This is a genomic window from Streptomyces speibonae (genome assembly GCF_984686075.1).
Map to the genome: position 1 here is coordinate 4547028 of NZ_OZ480260.1, position 16533 is coordinate 4563560.

General features: G+C 74.1%; 15 protein-coding genes. 8 read left to right on the forward strand and 7 right to left on the reverse strand.

Features of this window, described 5'->3' with window-relative positions; translation table 11 throughout:
• The first annotated feature begins 17 nt into the window (after positions 1–17).
• The 5 genes from AC5L3C_RS20690 to AC5L3C_RS20710 all read left to right on the forward strand — a co-directional run bounded on the left by AC5L3C_RS20690 (position 18) and on the right by AC5L3C_RS20710 (position 5244).
• Entirely contained in the window at positions 18–506 is a 489-nt protein-coding gene (locus AC5L3C_RS20690; RefSeq protein WP_125505679.1) for a GPW/gp25 family protein, read from the forward strand.
• Complete coding sequence (locus AC5L3C_RS20695; protein ID WP_125505680.1) at positions 506–2464, forward strand: putative baseplate assembly protein; 1959 nt, start codon at positions 506–508, stop codon at positions 2462–2464. Before AC5L3C_RS20690 ends, AC5L3C_RS20695 begins: the two co-directional genes overlap by 1 nt.
• Positions 2461–3027: a phage tail protein gene (locus tag AC5L3C_RS20700; RefSeq protein ID WP_125505681.1), complete on the forward strand. Its 567-nt coding sequence runs from the start codon at positions 2461–2463 to the stop codon at positions 3025–3027. Before AC5L3C_RS20695 ends, AC5L3C_RS20700 begins: the two co-directional genes overlap by 4 nt.
• A complete protein-coding gene (locus AC5L3C_RS20705; RefSeq protein ID WP_493650251.1) occupies positions 3024–4304 on the forward strand; it encodes an NADase-type glycan-binding domain-containing protein in 1281 nt (426 codons plus the stop codon). Before AC5L3C_RS20700 ends, AC5L3C_RS20705 begins: the two co-directional genes overlap by 4 nt.
• A gap of 565 nt (positions 4305–4869) precedes the next feature.
• Entirely contained in the window at positions 4870–5244 is a 375-nt protein-coding gene (locus AC5L3C_RS20710) for a hypothetical protein (protein WP_125505683.1), read from the forward strand.
• A gap of 9 nt (positions 5245–5253) precedes the next feature.
• Here the strand turns inward: AC5L3C_RS20710 and AC5L3C_RS20715 are convergent, their stop codons facing one another.
• Both AC5L3C_RS20715 and AC5L3C_RS20720 read right to left on the reverse strand, forming a co-directional pair.
• Complete coding sequence (locus AC5L3C_RS20715; protein ID WP_493650252.1) at positions 5254–6897, reverse strand: DNA repair helicase XPB; 1644 nt, start codon at positions 6895–6897, stop codon at positions 5254–5256.
• Positions 6898–7273: 376 nt separating this feature from the next.
• Complete coding sequence (locus AC5L3C_RS20720; RefSeq protein ID WP_493650253.1) at positions 7274–10105, reverse strand: helicase-associated domain-containing protein; 2832 nt, start codon at positions 10103–10105, stop codon at positions 7274–7276.
• 117 nt (positions 10106–10222) lie between these two features.
• Between AC5L3C_RS20720 and AC5L3C_RS20725 the strand changes: the two genes are divergently transcribed.
• Positions 10223–11215: a hypothetical protein gene (locus tag AC5L3C_RS20725; RefSeq protein ID WP_493650254.1), complete on the forward strand. Its 993-nt coding sequence runs from the start codon at positions 10223–10225 to the stop codon at positions 11213–11215.
• 199 nt (positions 11216–11414) lie between these two features.
• Complete coding sequence (locus AC5L3C_RS20730) at positions 11415–12053, forward strand: HAD family hydrolase (protein WP_493650255.1); 639 nt, start codon at positions 11415–11417, stop codon at positions 12051–12053.
• Between the two features lie 14 nt (positions 12054–12067).
• Here AC5L3C_RS20730 and AC5L3C_RS20735 read toward each other — a convergent pair whose 3' ends face one another.
• Complete coding sequence (locus AC5L3C_RS20735) at positions 12068–12328, reverse strand: hypothetical protein (RefSeq protein ID WP_493650256.1); 261 nt, start codon at positions 12326–12328, stop codon at positions 12068–12070.
• A 165-nt stretch (positions 12329–12493) separates the two neighbouring features.
• On the opposite strand from AC5L3C_RS20735, the gene AC5L3C_RS20740 reads away from it, so the two are divergent.
• Positions 12494–12877 carry a cold-shock protein gene (locus AC5L3C_RS20740; protein ID WP_125505689.1) on the forward strand — a complete coding sequence of 128 codons (384 nt, stop codon included), beginning with the start codon at positions 12494–12496 and terminating at the stop codon, positions 12875–12877.
• On the opposite strand, the gene AC5L3C_RS20745 is transcribed toward AC5L3C_RS20740, so the two are convergent.
• The 4 genes from AC5L3C_RS20745 to AC5L3C_RS20760 all read right to left on the reverse strand — a co-directional run bounded on the left by AC5L3C_RS20745 (position 12874) and on the right by AC5L3C_RS20760 (position 16454).
• The gene (locus tag AC5L3C_RS20745; RefSeq protein WP_493650257.1) at positions 12874–13746 is read right to left on the reverse strand and encodes a 1,4-dihydroxy-6-naphtoate synthase; all 873 of its coding nucleotides are present in this window, start codon (positions 13744–13746) and stop codon (positions 12874–12876) included. The two genes, AC5L3C_RS20740 and AC5L3C_RS20745, sit on opposite strands and share 4 nt — an antisense overlap.
• Positions 13730–14488 carry a futalosine hydrolase gene (locus tag AC5L3C_RS20750; protein WP_493650258.1) on the reverse strand — a complete coding sequence of 253 codons (759 nt, stop codon included), beginning with the start codon at positions 14486–14488 and terminating at the stop codon, positions 13730–13732. The genes AC5L3C_RS20745 and AC5L3C_RS20750 overlap by 17 nt, the downstream gene beginning before the upstream one ends.
• Positions 14455–14955, reverse strand: a complete 501-nt coding sequence (locus tag AC5L3C_RS20755) for a DUF2771 domain-containing protein (protein ID WP_240661254.1) — start codon at positions 14953–14955, stop codon at positions 14455–14457. The genes AC5L3C_RS20750 and AC5L3C_RS20755 overlap by 34 nt, the downstream gene beginning before the upstream one ends.
• Positions 14956–15017: 62 nt before the next feature.
• Positions 15018–16454 carry an MFS transporter gene (locus tag AC5L3C_RS20760; RefSeq protein WP_493650259.1) on the reverse strand — a complete coding sequence of 479 codons (1437 nt, stop codon included), beginning with the start codon at positions 16452–16454 and terminating at the stop codon, positions 15018–15020.
• Positions 16455–16533 lie beyond the last annotated feature (79 nt).

Here is a 16533-nt window from a genome sequence, read left to right on the forward strand (position 1 = left end):
GAACAGGTGATCGCCTGATGGCCGAACAATTCGTCGGCTCCGGCTGGGCCTTCCCCCTGCGCATCGGACCCACCGGAGGCATCGCCCTGGTCAGCGGCGAGCGGGAGATCGAGGAGGCCATCCGGCTGGTCCTCGCCACCGCGCCGGGGGAGCGGCCGATGCGCCCGGAGTTCGGCTGCGCCATCCACGACCTCGTCTTCGCCCCGGTCAACGACCAGACCGCCGGCCGCATCCAGTACGAGGTCCACGCCAGCCTGGACCGCTGGGAGCCGCGCATCGAGGTGCAGGACGTCTCGGTCACCGCCGGCGCCGACCAGAGCGTCCTCTACATCGACGTGCGCTACTCCATCCGCGGGACCAACAACCCCCGCAGCCTCGTGTTCCCGTTCTACGTCATCCCGTCCCACGACGAGCCGGGCGCGTCAGGCGCCTCCGACGGCTCCGCCGGCCCAGGCCTCCTCCCGGACCGCCCGGGCCTCCCCGGCTCTCCCGAAAGCGACCGCTGATGTCCCTGCCCTCCCCGAACCTCGACGACCGGCGCTTCCAGCAGTTCGTCGACGATGCCAAGCGCTACATCCAGCAGCGCGCCCCGGAGTGGACCGACCACAACGTCTCCGACCCCGGCATCACCCTGATCGAGACGGTCGCCCACATGGCCGACCAGATCGTCTACCGGCTCAACCGGGTTCCCGAGAAGAACCATCTGGCCTTCCTCGATCTGGTGGGCATCTCCCTGTTCCCGCCCTCCGCCGCGCGCACCGACGTCACGTTCTGGCTGTCCGCGCCGCAGGAGGAGCCGATCCACGTCCCGGTCGGCACGGAGGTCGCGACCCTGCGCACCGAACGGGAGGAGGCGGTGATCTTCGCGACCGAACGCGACCTGACCGTCGTCCCGAGCGCGCTGCGCCGCCTGGCGGTGCAGCGCCAGGGCGAGGCCGTCACCGACCAGACCACCGACCTCACCGAGGGCAAGGACCTCATGTGCTTCGCCGAGGCCCCCTCGCCCGGCGACTGCATGCTCGTCGGCCTCAGCGCCGCCGTCCCGCACTGCGCCCTCGCCCTGGAACTCGACAGCCGCGTCGACGGTGTCGGTGTCGACCCGCGCCAGCCCCCGCTGGTCTGGGAGGCGTGGACGGCGGACGGCTGGCAGCCCTGCGAGGTCGACCGCGACGGCACCGGCGGTCTCAACCGGCCCGGCGACATCGTCCTGCACGTTCCGGGCGGCCACATCCTGTCCCGCAACGGCGGCCACGAGGCCGGCTGGCTGCGCTGCCGCGTCACCGACCCGCTGCCCGGCCAGCCCTTCTACACCACCTCGCCCACCGTCCGCCGGGCCGAGGCCTACACCATCGGCGGCACCACGCGGGCGGTGCACGCCGAGACCGTGTACGACGAGACACTCGGCGAGTCCACCGGCCTGCCCGGCCAGCGGCTCCGCCTCACCCACACCCCGGTCGTGGGCGACGACCCGCCGGTCCTGCTGCAGACCGCCGGCTTCGACGGCTGGGAGGACTGGACGGTCGTCACCGACTTCGCCGCCTCCGCCCCGGACGACCGGCACATCGTCCTGGACGCCACCACCGGCGAGATCAGCTTCGGCCCCTCCGTGCGTGAACCCGACGGGAGTCTGCGCCAGTACGGTGCCGTGCCCCCCAAGGGCGCCGTCATCCGCGCAAGCCGCTACCGCACCGGCGGGGGCAGGGCCGGCAACGTGGCCCGCGGTGCGATCCAGGTGATGCGCAGCTCCATCCCGTTCGTGGCCGAGGTCGTCAACCGCGAGGCCGCCCGCGGCGGGGTCGACGGCGAGACCGTCGAGGAGGCCAAGGTCCGGGCGCCCGTCTCCCTGCGCGCGCAGGAACGCGCCGTGACCCTGCGCGACTACGAGGAACTCGCCCGCCGGGCCGCGCCGGAGACCGCCCGCATCACCTGCCTGGAAGGGGAGGAGGGTGAGCACGGCGCCTACGCGGTGCGTGTCCTGGTCGTCCCCCAGGCCGTCCCCGACCCCGGTGGCCGGCTCCGCTTCGAGCAACTCGTCCCCGGCGACGACCTGCTGGCGCGCATCACCCGGTACCTCGACGAGCGCCGCCTCATCGGCACCCGGCTCGCCGTCGGCCCGCCCTACTACCAGGGCGTCACCGTCGTCGCCACCCTGCACGCCTTCCGCGGCGTCGAGACCGACCGGGTCCGGCGCCAGGCCCATGACGCGCTCTACGAGTATCTCGACCCGCTGACCGGCGGCGCGGACGGCAAGGGCTGGCCCTTCGGCCGCCCGGTCCAGTCCGGCGAGATGTTCGCGGTGCTGCAACGCGTCCCGGGCGTGGAACTCGTCGACGAGGTGATCCTGCACGCGGCCGACCCGCTGACCGGCAAGCGCGGTGAGGCGACCGACCGGATCGACCTCGCGGCGCCGTCGCTGATCTTCTCCTTCGACCACCGGGTCCGCGTGATCGGGGACGCGACATGACCGGCGCGCGCGGTTCCGTCGACGGCCTCGGCTCCTCCGCCCCCATCGGAGCGATGCTCCCGTCCGTCTTCGCCGAGGACGAGCTCGCCCAGCGCTTCGTCGCCGGACTCGACGACGTCTTCGCGCCCATCCTCAACGTGCTCGACTGCGTCCACGTCTACTTCGACCCGGCGCTCACGCCCCTGGACTTCGCCCAGTGGCTCGGCACCTGGGTCGGCGCCGAGACCGACGGCAGCGAGCCGGAGGCCCGGCTGCGGGCCGCGGTGGCCGCGGCCGCCCGGCTGCACCGTGTGCGGGGCACCCGGCGCGGGCTGTCCGAGGCGGTACGGCTGGCGTTCGGCGTCGAACCGGAGATCACCGAGAGCGGCGGTGCCGACTGGGACGCCCGCCCCCTCGGCCGGTTCCCGGGTAAGCCCCGCCCGCGGCTCCACGTCACCCTGCGGCTGCCCAACCCCACCAAGGCCGACGAGTTCCGCCTGGACTCCCTCGTCGCCGCGGCCCGCCCCGCCCACATGCCCTACACGGTCGAAGTGACCACCGCTGAGAGGACCTCGGAGAGATGACCACGCAAAACTGCGCCGAGTGCGGTACCCCCGCGGAACCGGGGCAGTCGTTCTGCGATGCGTGCGGTGCCGTGCTCGGCTGGGACCGGGCCGGTCGCCGGGCGGCCACCCGTCCCGCGGCGTCCTCGGCCGCGGCCGCCTCGTCCGACGTGTCCGCCTCCTCCGCCCCCGCGGCCACGGCAGGCACCGCGGAGGACGTCTCCGACGACGTCCCGCATCTGCCGCAGCAGCGCCGGCCCCACGACGCGGAACCGCCCTCGGACGCGGCGCCCGCGTCCTCGGACGCGCGGGAGTCGGAGGAGGACGACACCGACGAGATCCCCCGGGTCACCGACGCGGACGAGTCCGCTCCGTCCGGGGCCGGCGACACGGTGTCCGCGTCCGACCGCGCCCGTTCCCTCCTGGTGCCGGTCGCCGAACCCGACGCGCCCGTCGCCGCCCCGTCGCCCGAGGCCGCGCCCGTGCTGCCCGGCCGGCCCGTCGCCGACCGGCCGCAGGTGCGGACCCCGGGCCCGAACCCGGACACGGGGTTCGGCCCGCCCTGTCCGTGGTGCTCGACGCCCAACCGCCCCGACCGCCACTACTGCGCCCGCTGCGCGATGCCGCTGAGCGAGGACGGCTCCGACGCGCCCGAGTACCGCCCCTGGTGGCGCCGTCTGTTCGGCCGGCGCCGCAACGAGACGCCGTGGGCCGGTGAACGTCCCCGGCTCCGCCGTGTCTTCGACAGCATCGGCACGTGGATCGGCGCGGCGGTCGCACTGACGCTGGTGATCCTGGCCGTCCTGTACGTCCCCGACGGCATCCAGGCCACCCGCGACCACTTCGCCAAGCGGTCCCCGGTCTCGCCGGACGAGATCTCGGCCTCGCGTTCCTGGGACAAGCACCCGCCGGAACTGCTCATCGACAAGCTCAACAACACCTGGTGGGGTCCGGGGGTCGAGCTGTCCGGCCAGGGCGAGTGGGTCGAGGTCGGCTTCAACCAGCCGACCCGCCTGCTGGACCTGGTCATCACCCCGGGTGTCTCCACGAAGGCCAACCAGCTGAAGGAGTCGGCCCTGCCGCACCGCCTCAAGGCGGTGGTCACCCTTCGCGACGGCAAGACAGTGACCAAGGAGATCGTCCTGGACCAGGGCGCGGGCCCCCAGCGCCGCGCCTTCCGCGTCGGCGAGGCCGTCAAGGTCCGCTTCACCATCGAGTCGGCCCACGCCGCCGCGAAGGACAAGCAGGTGGCCATCGCGGAAATCGAGTTCTTCGGCCCCTCCAGCGCAAACACCTGACCACACCGCCCGCCCGCAACACGCCGCCCACCTGCCCGCACGCCACCGGCGCGGCGGGCGGCCCGGGGGCGGGAGCGTGCGGCCGTGAGCGGGCTCGCCCGGAACGCCACCGGCGCGGTGGACGGATGGGCGGGTGGCGTCTGCCCCGGCCCCCGGGGCGGGCGAAGCCCCGCCGGGGCCGTCCGGCCCGGGCGGAGCGGGGGCGAGGTCTGTCGTCGGGGCGGCGCGTTGACACATGGGGCCGGTGTCCCGGGCGCGGGGCGGGGGCAGTCCCGCGGGGGCGGAAGCGTGCAGGGGGGAGCGGGCTCGCCCGGAACGCCACCGGCGCGGCGGGCGCCCGGCCTCCCCCGGGGCGGGGCAGCCCCGCCGGGGCCGTCGTCCGTCCTGCCGCGGGACGCCTTCCGCGTCGGGACGCATGGGGCCGGTGTCCCGGGCCGGGGCTGTGGGGAGGTGTGCTTGCCCGCGGGCCTCGCCCTTGCCCTCACCGGCGGGTGAGTACGCGGACGCACCCGGGTGAGTACGCGCGCCGGTGCGGCGGGGGGCCCGGGGGCGGTTCGCTGGGGCCATGAGCCAGCATCATGGTGTGTCGTCGGGGCGGCGGTACCGGGACGAGCGGGATCCGCGGGCCTGGGTCGCGCCCGCCGTCGCGACCGGGCTCGGGGCGATGCTCGCGCCGCTGGCCGTGCTGTTCGGCGGGCTGTCGGTCATGGCGACCGACAGCTGCGGCCCCGACAACTGCTCGGCCGCGCTGACCAACACCCTGAGCGTCATCTTCGGAACGCTGTTCTACGGCGGCATCCTCGCGGGCGGCGCCTGGTTCGCCGCCTGGCTGCTGCCGTGGACCCGCCGCTGGTCGGTGCCGCGCCTGTGGCTGGCGGGCCTGTCGCTGCTGCCCTGGCTGGTCGTCCTCGCGCTGGTGTTCAACCTGCCCGAGGGATGACGCGCCCGCTCAGCTCTCCGTCAGGAGCTCGTCCGCGTCCATGATCCGGTAGGCGTACCCCTGCTCCGCCAGGAACCGCTGCCGGTGCGCCGCGAAGTCCTGGTCGATGGTGTCCCGGGCGACCACGGAGTAGAAGTGGGCCTGGTGCCCGTCCGCCTTGGGCCGCAGCACCCGCCCGAGCCGCTGCGCCTCCTCCTGCCGGGAGCCGAACGTGCCCGACACCTGGATGGCGACCGTCGCCTCCGGCAGGTCGACGGAGAAGTTCGCGACCTTGGACACCACCAGGACACTGATCTCGCCCTGCCGGAATGCCTCGAACAGCTTCTCCCGCTGGGCGTTGGACGTCTCGCCCTTGATGACGGGCGCGTCCAGGTGTTCGCCCAGCTCGTCGAGCTGGTCGATGTACTGCCCGATGACCAGGGTCTGCTGCCCCGCGAACCGCCGGACGATCGCCTCGGTCACCTTCTGCTTGGTCGCCGTCGTCGAGCAGAACCGGTACTTCTCCTCCTGCTCGGCCGTCGCGTACGCCAGCCGCTCGGAGTCGGTGAGATTCACCCGGACCTCCACGCAGTCGGCGGGCGCGATGTACCCCTGCGCCTCGATCTCCTTCCACGGCGCGTCGAACCGCTTCGGACCGATCAGCGAGAACACGTCCGACTCGCGGCCGTCCTCACGCACCAGGGTCGCCGTCAGCCCGAGTCGCCGCCGGGCCTGGAGGTCGGCGGTGAACTTGAAGACCGGCGCCGGCAGCAGATGCACCTCGTCGTAGAGGATCAGCCCCCAGTCACGGGAGTCGAACAGCTCCAGATGCGGGTAGATGCCCTTCCGCTTCGTCGTCAGCACCTGGTACGTGGCGATGGTGACGGGCCGGATCTCCTTCTTCGTCCCGCTGTACTCGCCGATCTCGTCCTCGGTCAGCGAGGTCCGCCGCACCAGCTCGTGCTTCCACTGCCGCGCCGAGACCGTGTTGGTGACCAGGATCAGCGTCGTCGACTTCGCCTGCGCCATCGACCCGGCGCCGACCAGCGTCTTGCCCGCCCCGCAGGGCAGGACCACCACACCGGAACCGCCGTGCCAGAAGTTCTCCACGGCCTGCTTCTGGTACGGGCGCAGCGCCCACCCGTCCTCGACCAGCTCGATGGGGTGCGCCTCGCCGTCCACGTACCCGGCGAGGTCCTCGGCCGGCCAGCCCAGCTTCAGCAGCGTCTGCTTGATCTGCCCGCGCTCCGAGGGATGCACGACGACCGTGTCCGGGTCGATCCGGGCGCCGACGAGCGGCGCGATCCGCTTCGAGCGCAGCACCTCCTCCAGCACCGGCCGGTCGGTGCTGGTGAGCACCAGTCCGTGCGCCGGGTGCTTGACCAGGCTGAGCCGGCCGTAGCGGTCCATGGTGTCGGCGATGTCGACGAGCAGCGCGTGCGGCACCGGGTAGCGGCTGTACTGCACCAGCGCGTCCACGACCTGCTCGGCGTCGTGCCCGGCCGCCCGCGCGTTCCACAGGCCGAGCGGGGTCACCCGGTAGGTGTGGATGTGCTCGGGCGCCCGCTCCAGCTCCGCGAAGGGTGCGATGGCCCGGCGGCACTCGTCGGCCTGCTCGTGGTCGACCTCGAGGAGCAGGGTCTTGTCGGACTGGACGATGAGCGGACCATTCACGCGCGGCTGCCTTTCTGCGGCTCGGCGACGGACGCGGCCGGACACTGCACGGCCAAACGTCCAGTTTGCCTGATCGCACGCTCCCGCGGCCCCGAGCGGGCCACGCTCCTTCGCCGCGGCCGGCGTGAGCTTGTTCACCCCATGGGCGAAGGGCCGGCCCCGGGGACGAGGGACCGGCCCGCCGCTCACGAGAAACGAGAAACGGATCGGAACGCGAAACGGATCAGAACCCGCAGACTTCCCTTCTGTCGCCGTTCAGGGACACCCGGTGGCTGCCCCACGGCCGCCCGCACCATGCGGAAGCGGCCCCGGCCTCGCTCGTCAGGTGGACATGCCGGGCGTGGCGCGCATGAAACCCGCCGTACACCCGAACGGGTCAGCTGTCGCCCTCCGCCAGCTCCGCGACCCCCGTGATCCTGTGGAGCGGATACGTACGGACCTCGTCGGCTGTGTGGTCGTACGCCGTGACGAAGCCGCCCTCGACGCGCACCGGGGCGATCACGCGCTGGCTCCCCGCGCCCTCGGCGTTGACGTAGCCGATCCACAGCGCCTCGCCGGTGAGGACGGCCGCCTGCATGGTGGCGAGGGTCTCGGCGGCGGTCGTCCGGGGCAGCTCGCCGCCCCGGACGGAACGGTCACCGGCGGCCGCTTTGCGCGGGGTGGTGGAGGCGCGGTCACCGGCGCGGATGGCGCGGATCGCCGCCGTCAGCAGGGTGTTGTCGGGAACGGGCGGGCCGTCCGGGACCGGCTCCGGGGGCGTGCGCGGCGGGGTGCGGCGGGCGTCGGCACGGGCGATCAGGACATCGCCCTCGGCGGACTCGGCGGCCGGGGCGAAACCCATCGCACGCAGCCCCTCCAGCAGGCCCGCCGGGTCCACCCGGGCGGCCAGCACGGTCGGCGCGAGCCGGCGCAGCCCCAGCCCCGCGGCCCGCTTGTCGGCGAGGATCTCGCTGAGCACCGCGTCGTCGTCGCAGCGGACGTACGCCGAGGCGGCGCCCACCCGCAGATGCCCGTGCCGGCGGGCCACGTCGTCGATCAGGTACGCCAGCGGCTGCGGCACCGGCGTACGGGAGTGCGCGGCCAGGAAGGCGTGCAGGTCGGCGGCGGTCCGCCCGGCGTCGAGCGCGCGCCGGACCGACCCGGGCGTGAACCGGTAGACCGTCGCGCCACCCTTCGATTCCACGTCCGCCAGCACGTCCAGCATGTCGGCGAGCGGCCGCTGGAGCGGGCCGGGCGCCACCGCCGTCAGATCGGCCTGGAGCAGGACGTGGTCCAGCGGCTCCGGCAGCAGCGGTGCGAGCAGACGGGCGGCGGCCGCGGCGGCGGTGGCCCGTTCGCCGGGGGAGAGCGGGGCGGGCGGCGGGGCGGGCCGGTGGTGCACGGGCAGTTTGTCGCCGGGCCCCGTCGGCTCCGCCTCCGCCCGCCGGGGCGCGGGCGCGCCGATCAGCGCCCGCCCGTGTGTGGAGAGGGCGCCCCGCCCGGTCACGCCCAGCATCTCCGCCTCGCTCAGCACCCACCGGGCCAGCCGCGCCCGCGGATCGTCGCCACCGTCCCCCGGCTCGCGGCCATCCGGGGCACCGGGATACCCGGCCGTGGAGCCGCGCCCGCCCGCGCCGGGATACCCGGCAGCAGCGCCGTTCCCGCTCCCACCGGACCGGCCGGCCGACCCGTACCCGTACCCGTCCGCGCCGGGCCGGCCGGGCGCCGGCTCACGTCCGCCCGTGCCACCGAGGTACCCGGCCGCCTCACGCCGGCCCGCGCCCGCGGATTCCCCCGCCCCGCGCCCGCCGCCCCCGGGTGCGCCGCCCCGCCCCGCGCGCGGTGGACGTTCCCAGGCCAGCCGGGCCAGGACCGACTCGACGGACGGCGCGGCCCCCTCCGGGAGGGCGGCCAGCAGGGTCAGCACCCGGTGCCGTACCTCCGGGGCCGCCGAGCGGTCCAGGCCCGGGCCCAGCGCCGCCAGCGTGTGGTCCTTCGCGTCCCGCCCGCCGACCAGCCCCGCGGTCCGCGTCGCCGCCAGCCACGCCGTCGCCAGCCGCGCCCACCGCTCCGCCGGGGGCTGCTCACGCCACTCGTCGTACGCGGGTGTCGCCGCGTACCGCTCGTCGTCCCCCACTGCCTTGAGGGCGTGGGAGGTACCCCCACCCCCGTCGGAGGCGACAAGACCGGCCGCGTAGGCCAGTTCCACCCAGAACGCCGCCACCGGCTCGGTCACGTCGAGGGCCACGGCCGTCCGCTTCAGGTCCCGCACGCTCAGCCCGCCGGCCCGCAGCACCGCCGGGCCGCCCTCGTGCCACTCCTTCAGCAGCTCCTCGATCGTCGCCAGCGCCGTGTACGCCTGCCCGGCCGCCGTCGCGTCCACAACCTGTGGACGGTGCGTGGCGACGGCCTCGACCGGCGGCGGCACCGGCTCCGGCGTCCGGTGCGCGCGCCCCGCCCGCAGCCGCAGCGCCACCTCGCGCGGCAGGACGACCGTCCCGGGCGCTGTCGGCAGCAGCAGCCCCCGGTCCAGCAGCCAGCGCAGCCGCGCCGCGGGATCGGCGGTGACCTGCCCGTACGGCGGACCCCAGACCAGCCGCTCCAGCACCTCCACGGACTCGGCGGGCGCCTCGTCGAGCAGCGCGGACATCCGCTCGGGGTCGTTGAACAGGGCGGTCAGCGCGGCCACGGCGGACACCGAGTCGTGCGTGGACGGCAGCCCCGCCGTCATCACGATCTCCTGGATCCGCCCCGGCGACATCCCCGCCGTCGCCTCCCGCACCGTCGGACCGAGCCCGGTCGGCGACGGGTGCTGCGGCGACGGTGCCAGCAGCTCACGGGCGGTGCGGACCAGCCGCAGCCGGTCGTCACCGCCCCACACCAGGGCCTGCCCGCGCAGCAGGGCGAGCGCGTGCGGCAGCGCGGCGGAGACCGCCGGGTCGCCGTCGTCGCCCGCGAGCAGCCCGAGCAGTTCGTCGTACGTCGCCGGGTCCTCGGCCACCGCCAGCGCCTGGGCGGTCTGCAGCGTGAACCGGTCCAGCCGCTCCAGCGCCCGTACGACCGAGGCCCGGGTACCGGCGCGGGTGGCGAGCTGGGTGAGATCCGTGGGCACGGGCGTGATGAGATCCGGCCGGCCGCGCAGCAGCGCGGCCAGGGAGACGTCGTCCCGCCCCCGCAGGGCCTCGGCGAGGGAGCGGGGGGCCGCCGCGGGGTTCTCCTCGGTGCTCATCCGCCTCACGTTAGCGGGTGGGTACGTCCGTGGCGTGGCGGGAGTTGAGTGGGCGGGGGCGAATCGCGGTACCGTCGGGCGACGGTGTCCCAACGCATCCGTCCCGGAGGGGACTTCGTGGGTATCGAGAGTGACCAGGTCGTCTACGAGTATCTGAGCCGCGTCGGCGATGTCGCGCAGCAGCGGCAGCTGTCGTCGGCGGCCCGCATGCGGCTGGTCGCCGAACTGCGCGACGAGATCGACCGGCGGCGGGCCAAGGCCGTGGTCGATTCCCCCGCCGCCGTGCGCCGCATCATCTCCCGCATCGGCACACCGACGGACGTGGTCAGGGCGGCGGAGGGCACGCCGGAGAAGGACGGCCCGGAGGCCCCCGGGACGCCGCCGGCCGCCGTGCCGGTGCAACGGCAGGACGACGGCGCACGCAACAAGGCGCGCGAGGGACGGCCGAAGGGCGTACTGCGCCGGGTCGTCCCCCGGCCGCGCCCGGCCGAACCGGCGCCCGCCCCGGCCGACGTGCCCTCCCCGCCCCACCGGGCCGGGACCGACGAACTCGGGGACAGCGCCGGGCAGCCCGACTGGTGGCGGGTGGACAGCAGTCCCTTCGGCGCCGGTGACGAGGTGCCGGGCTTCGTGGGCGGTGTGGAGATCCCGGAGCTGCTGCGGGCCCCGGCGACGAAGGAGGAGCCCGAGCCGGCCGCGGAGGAAGAGGCGGAGCCGGAGGAGGCGGAGGAGTCCGCCGCGCCGCGCCGGCGCCTGCTGCGGCTGCCGTCCCGGCGCTGGAGCAACCCCTTGCTGCTGCTCGCGGCGGCGTCGCTGGTCGCGGGGGCCGTGCTCGGCAACTGGTTCGCGCTGATCCTCGGCTGGCTCATCGCGTACGCCTCGCGCCGGCTGACTCCGGCGGAGTCGAAAGGGGCGGTCATCGTCATCCCCGGCCTCGCCCTCACGGGCGGGCTGCTGTGGCTCTGGGGAAGAGCGTCGGGACGGTGGGGCACGGAAATCACCGAGGGCCAGACGAACGCGGCCATCGCGGAAACCTGGCCATGGGTGGTCCGCGCGGCGGCAGTGTCCTCGGCCCTGTTCCTCATCTGGCGCAGCCAACGCAACCGCTGAGGCACAAGCTGCGGGCAGTCGTGCCTCCCCCAGTGCCTGAAGGGCCTGGGAGGTGCCCCCAGGGCGGCACGGGTGGGCGATGGGGGAGGCACCGGCAAAGCGCCGCAAGCGAAAACCCAGGTACCCGCACCTCAACCCACGGCGCCCAGCTCCCCAGCCGGCCACCCGCCCCCGAAGCCATGCGGCAGGCCCCCGCACAATGGACCCCATGCCCCGAACGACCTCCCGCCCGCTCACCGTCGGCTTCGACCTGGACATGACGCTCATCGACTCCCGCCCCGGCATCCGCGCCTGCTACCAGGCCCTGGCCGAGCGAACGGCGACCTACATCGACGCCGACCTCGCCGTGAGCCGCCTCGGCCCACCCCTGGCGGAAGAGCTGATCAACTGGTTCCCCGCCGACCGCGTCGACGAGGTCGCGGACCTGTACCGACAGATGTACCCGGAGTACGCCATCACCCCCACGCCCGCCATGCCCGGCGCCCGCGAGGCGATATCGGCCATACGGGAGGCCGACGGACGGACGATCGTCGTCACGGCGAAGTACGCGCCCAACGCCAAGCTGCACCTGGCCCACCTCGGCATCGAACCGGACGCCGTGATCGGCGGGCTGTGGGCCGAGCAGAAGGCGCTGGCGCTGCGCGAGCACGAGGCCGCCGTGTACGTCGGCGACCACGTGGGCGACGTACGCGGCGCGCGGGCCGCCGACGCGCTGTCCGTCGCGGTGGCCGCAGGACCGTGCGACGCCACGGAGCTGCGCGCGGCCGGAGCGGACGTCGTCCTCGCCGACCTGACGGAATTCCCCCGATGGTTTTCGGACTACCGCACAGCCAACTGACGGACTCCGACGGACTACCGCTCGGACGGCAACGCGGCCCGAGCCTGACGCCGCCCCGCCGCGGCCGAACGCAGTACACCCGCTCCGGCGATCAGGAATCCGACGCCCATGAGCATGCTCAATCCGAACATGTACGTCGGAAAGGGCGACGTCCCGAGGAACAGCGGGGCCACCGTGACCAGAGTGGCTACGGCACCGACGAAGAAGACGATGGCGCCGGCACGGACCAGACCGTCTCCGGGCGCGAAGGAATTCACTTGGGTTTTGTCACGCACCGGACCAGGGTAGTTCCCAGCGCGAGAGGAACAACCGGGTGACGTCTTGTCACCGGCCTGAAGACCATTAGCCTTGGTACCGGCGGGTCATCAGGCCCGCCCGAGTGCTATGTAGAGCCGTTTTCAGAAGCAGTTTTCCCGACGAGTACGAGGACGAGGACAGACGTGCCCACCGGCAAGGTCAAGTGGTTCAACAGTGAGAAGGGCTTCGGCTTTCTCTCCCGTGACGACGGCGGCGACGTCTTCGTGCATTCCTCGGTCCTCCCCGCCGGAGTCGAGGCCCTCAAGCCGGGCCAGCGCGTGGAGTTCGGCGTGGTCGCCGGGCAGCGCGGCGACCAGGCCCTCTCCCTGACCATCCTCGACCCGACCCCGTCGGTCGCGGCGGCCCAGCGCAAGAAGCCCGACGAGCTGGCGTCCATCGTCCAGGACCTGACGACCCTGCTGGAGAGCATCACGCCGTCCCTGGAGCGGGGCCGCTACCCCGACCGCGCGGCCGGCAAGAAGATCGCCGGCCTCCTCCGCGCGGTCGCCGACCAGCTCGACGTCTAGGGGAACCGCAGCGCGTCCGGGCCGAGGGGCGGTACCAGCCCCTCGGCCGCCGCGCGGGTGAGCAGACCCCGTACGGCCGCGTAGCCGTCCTCGCCGAGGCCGGCGGTGAACTCGTTGACGTACAGCCCGATGTGCTGGTCGGCGACGGCCGGGTCCATCTCCTGGGCGTGCTCCATGACGTACGGCCGCGACGCCTCGGGGTCGTCCCACGCCGCCCGTACGGACGTACGAATCGCGTCGGCGAGCCGGGTCAGCGTCTCCTCGCCCAGCGACCGCCGGGCGATGATCGCGCCCAGCGGGATCGGCAGCCCGGTGCCGTTCTCCCAGTGCTCGCCCATGTCGGCCAGCTTGTGCAGCCCGTAGTTCCGGTAGGTGAAGCGCGCCTCGTGGATCACGAGCCCCGCGTCGACCTTCCCGTCCCGTACGGCGGGCATGATCTCGTGGAACGGCATCACCACGATCTTCCCGACCCCGCCGGGGACCATATCCGCCGCCCACAGCCGGAACAGCAGATACGCCGTCGACCGCTCGCTGGGCACCGCGACCGTGCGCCCGGTCAGGTCCGTCCCCGGCTCCCGGGTCAGCACCAGCGGCCCGCAGCCGCGCCCCAGGGCGCCCCCGCAGGGCAGCAGCGCGTAGTCGTCGAGCACGTACGGCAGCACCGCGTACGACACCTTCAGCACGTCCAGCTCGCCGCGCTCGGCCATGCCGTTGGTGATGTCGATGTCGGCGAAGGTCACGTCGACGGCGGGCGCGCCGGGGACGCGGCCGTGGGCGAGGGCGTCGAAGACGAAGGTGTCGTTCGGGCAGGGGGAGTAGGCGATCCGCAGCCGCTGCTGCTCGCCGGTGTGCTCACGGGTGGTGGTCATGCTGGATCCAACTCTCCAGGACGGGCGCGAGCTTCCCGAAGCCCTCGGTGAGGGCGCTCAGGGCGTCGCAGATGCGCCAGGCGGCGCGGTCGCGCGGGCCGACGGGGTTCGACACCGCCCGCACCTCCAGCACGGGCCGCCCCTGGGCGACGGCGGCCTCGGCCACGCCGAAGCCCTCCATGCCCTCGGCGAGGGCGTCCGGGTGCCGGGCGCGCAGCGCGGCGGCACGGCCGGCGGTGCCGGTGACGGTGGAGACGGTGAGGACGGTGCCGGAGCGGGCGCCCGTCACCCGGACGGCCTCACTCACGAGGGGTTCCGGCGGGCGGTGCGTGATGTGCCCGAAGCCCAGATCGGTGACGGGCAGGAAGCCGTCCGCCGTCTCGGCGCCGAGATCCGCCGCGGTGATCGCGGCGGAGACGACAAGCGAGCCGAGCGGCGCCCCGGGCGCGAACCCCCCGCCGATCCCGGCGCACACGACGAGACCGTACGGAGCGCCCTCCAGCGCGGCGGCGGTGAGCGCGGTCGCCGTCGACGCGGCGGCCGCGGCGGGACCGACACCGGTGGCCAGCAGGTCGAACCCGCCGGCCATGCGGACCAGGCTCACCCCGGGCAGCCGCACCCGCCCGGTGTCCCCGGCGAACGCCTCGGCCACCGCGTCCCGCTCGGCGGGGACCGCGGTGGCCACGAGAACGCGTGAGGACGACGTGATCAGTCTTCCTGCTTCTTCAGCCGGAAGGACCACAGGCCCGTGGCCTCCTCCTCGCCCTCCTTGATCGACACCAGGGTCGAGTCGCCCTGGGCGCCGTACTGGGCGTTGAAGAACACGCTGCCCGGGATGGCCTGGTAGGTCTTCTTGCTGGACTCCACCAGCGGCTGGCCGTTCATCAGAATGGTCCAGCCGTGGTCGGCGATCTCCGGGTCGACACCGAAGCGCACGGTCTCGGTCGGGTCGACGTCGATCTCGTCGACGCCCTTGTCCTTCAGGCACGCGTTGAGAGCTTCGGAGTTCAGGGCGTCGCCCTCCCCGCCGCAGGTGGCCTCGGAGCTCACCGAGTCGCTGCCCACCGTGATGGTGGCCAGCGGCGTCGGCTTGTCGCAGGCGGCCAGGACGAGCAGTCCGGCCGATACGGCGCCGGCGGCGGCGACGGCACGGCGGCGTCGCACAGCGCGGTGTGTCAGAGCGGCTGCGCCGCGGGGCAACGTGGTCATGGCCGAAGGCTATCGGGCAGGTGTGCCACGCTCCCCACGTGGGGTACGGCGTGGCCGGAGCGTTACGCCACTCGCGCCCGCCCCGGGTGCCCCTGCCGGGCCGAGCGGAGCAGCCCGCGTACGGTGCTCAGCCAGCCCGTCGCGACGATCGCCGCGCCCGCGCCCAGCCCCAGGGGCCCGATCAGCGGCATCGCGATACCGATCGCCCCGCCCAGCACCCACGACATCTGGAGCAGCGTCTCCGAACGGGCGAACGCCGACGTGCGCACCAGCTCCGGCACGTCCCGCTGGATCAGCGCGTCCAGGGACAGCTTCGCCAGCGCCTGCGCGAACCCGGCGATGGCGGCGAGACACGCCACCACCACCGCGCCGAAGAACGCAGCGGCCAGGACCGCCGCGCTCATCACGCACGCCACCACCGTCACGATGATGATCTCCGGCGCGCGGGAGCGCAGCCCCGCCCCCACCGCCGTACCGAGCGCGTTGCCCGCACCGGCCGCCACGCCCACGATGCCGAGCGACACCGCGGCGCTCTGCCCGGACATCGGGTGCTCGCGCAGCAGGAACGCCAGGAAGAAGATCAGGAACCCGGTGAGGCAGCGGATGGAGGCGTTGGCGGCCAGCGCGTGGGTGACGGCCGGACCGACCGTGCGCAGCCCGGGACGCTTCTCGCTCTTGCGGTGCGGGCCGTGCAGGTGCTGCTCGTCGGCGGCGAGCAGCGCCACGGCCTCCCCCTTGGCGGAGTCGACCTTCGGCGGCAGCCGGAAGGAGAGCAGCATGCCCGTCACGAACAGCGCGAACGCCCCGTACAGCGGCCAGCGCGGCCCGATCTGCTGCAGACCCACCCCGACCGGCGCGGCGATCCCCGTGGCAAGCAGCCCGCCGAGGGTGACCCGCGAGTTCGCCTTGACCAGGGAGAAGGCGGGCGGCAGCAGCCGGGGCACGACCGCGCTTCTGACCACCCCGTACGCCTTCGAGGCGACCAGGACACCGAGCGCGGCCGGGTACAGCTCGAGTCCGCCGGTGACGACCGCGCCGGACAGGACGAGCGCGAGCAGGGCCCGCGCGAGCATCGCGCCGGCCATCGCGGCGCGGCGGCCGTGCGGCAGCCGGTCCAGGAGCGGGCCGACCACCGGGGCGAGGAGGGTGAACGGTGCCATCGTGATGGCGAGGTAGAGGGCGACACGCCCGCGTGCCTCGTCGGTCGGCACGGAGAAGAAGACGGTGGACGCGAGCGCGACGGTGATCATGACATCGCCGGCGCCGTTCACGCCGTGCAGCTCGATCAGCTTGCCGAGCCCGGACTCCCCGGCGCCGTGCGCGTGGGTCGCGCGGCGGATCCCGCGGGCGGTCTTGGTCACCGGGTAGCGCAGGACGCGTCCGCACGCGCGAAGAGGGCCGCTCGCCCGGCCCGTGCCGGTGCGTCGGCCCTTGCCCTTCGCCCCTGGCGACCCACCGGGGGTCCCGGTGGTGCCGTGGGGCGTCCTCGCCGTTGCCACGACGTCATAGTGCCCCGAGAAGGCGGTGCATAGTGCAGTATCCGCCAGGGAGCCCCCCGACCCACCGCAGACGGCCCAA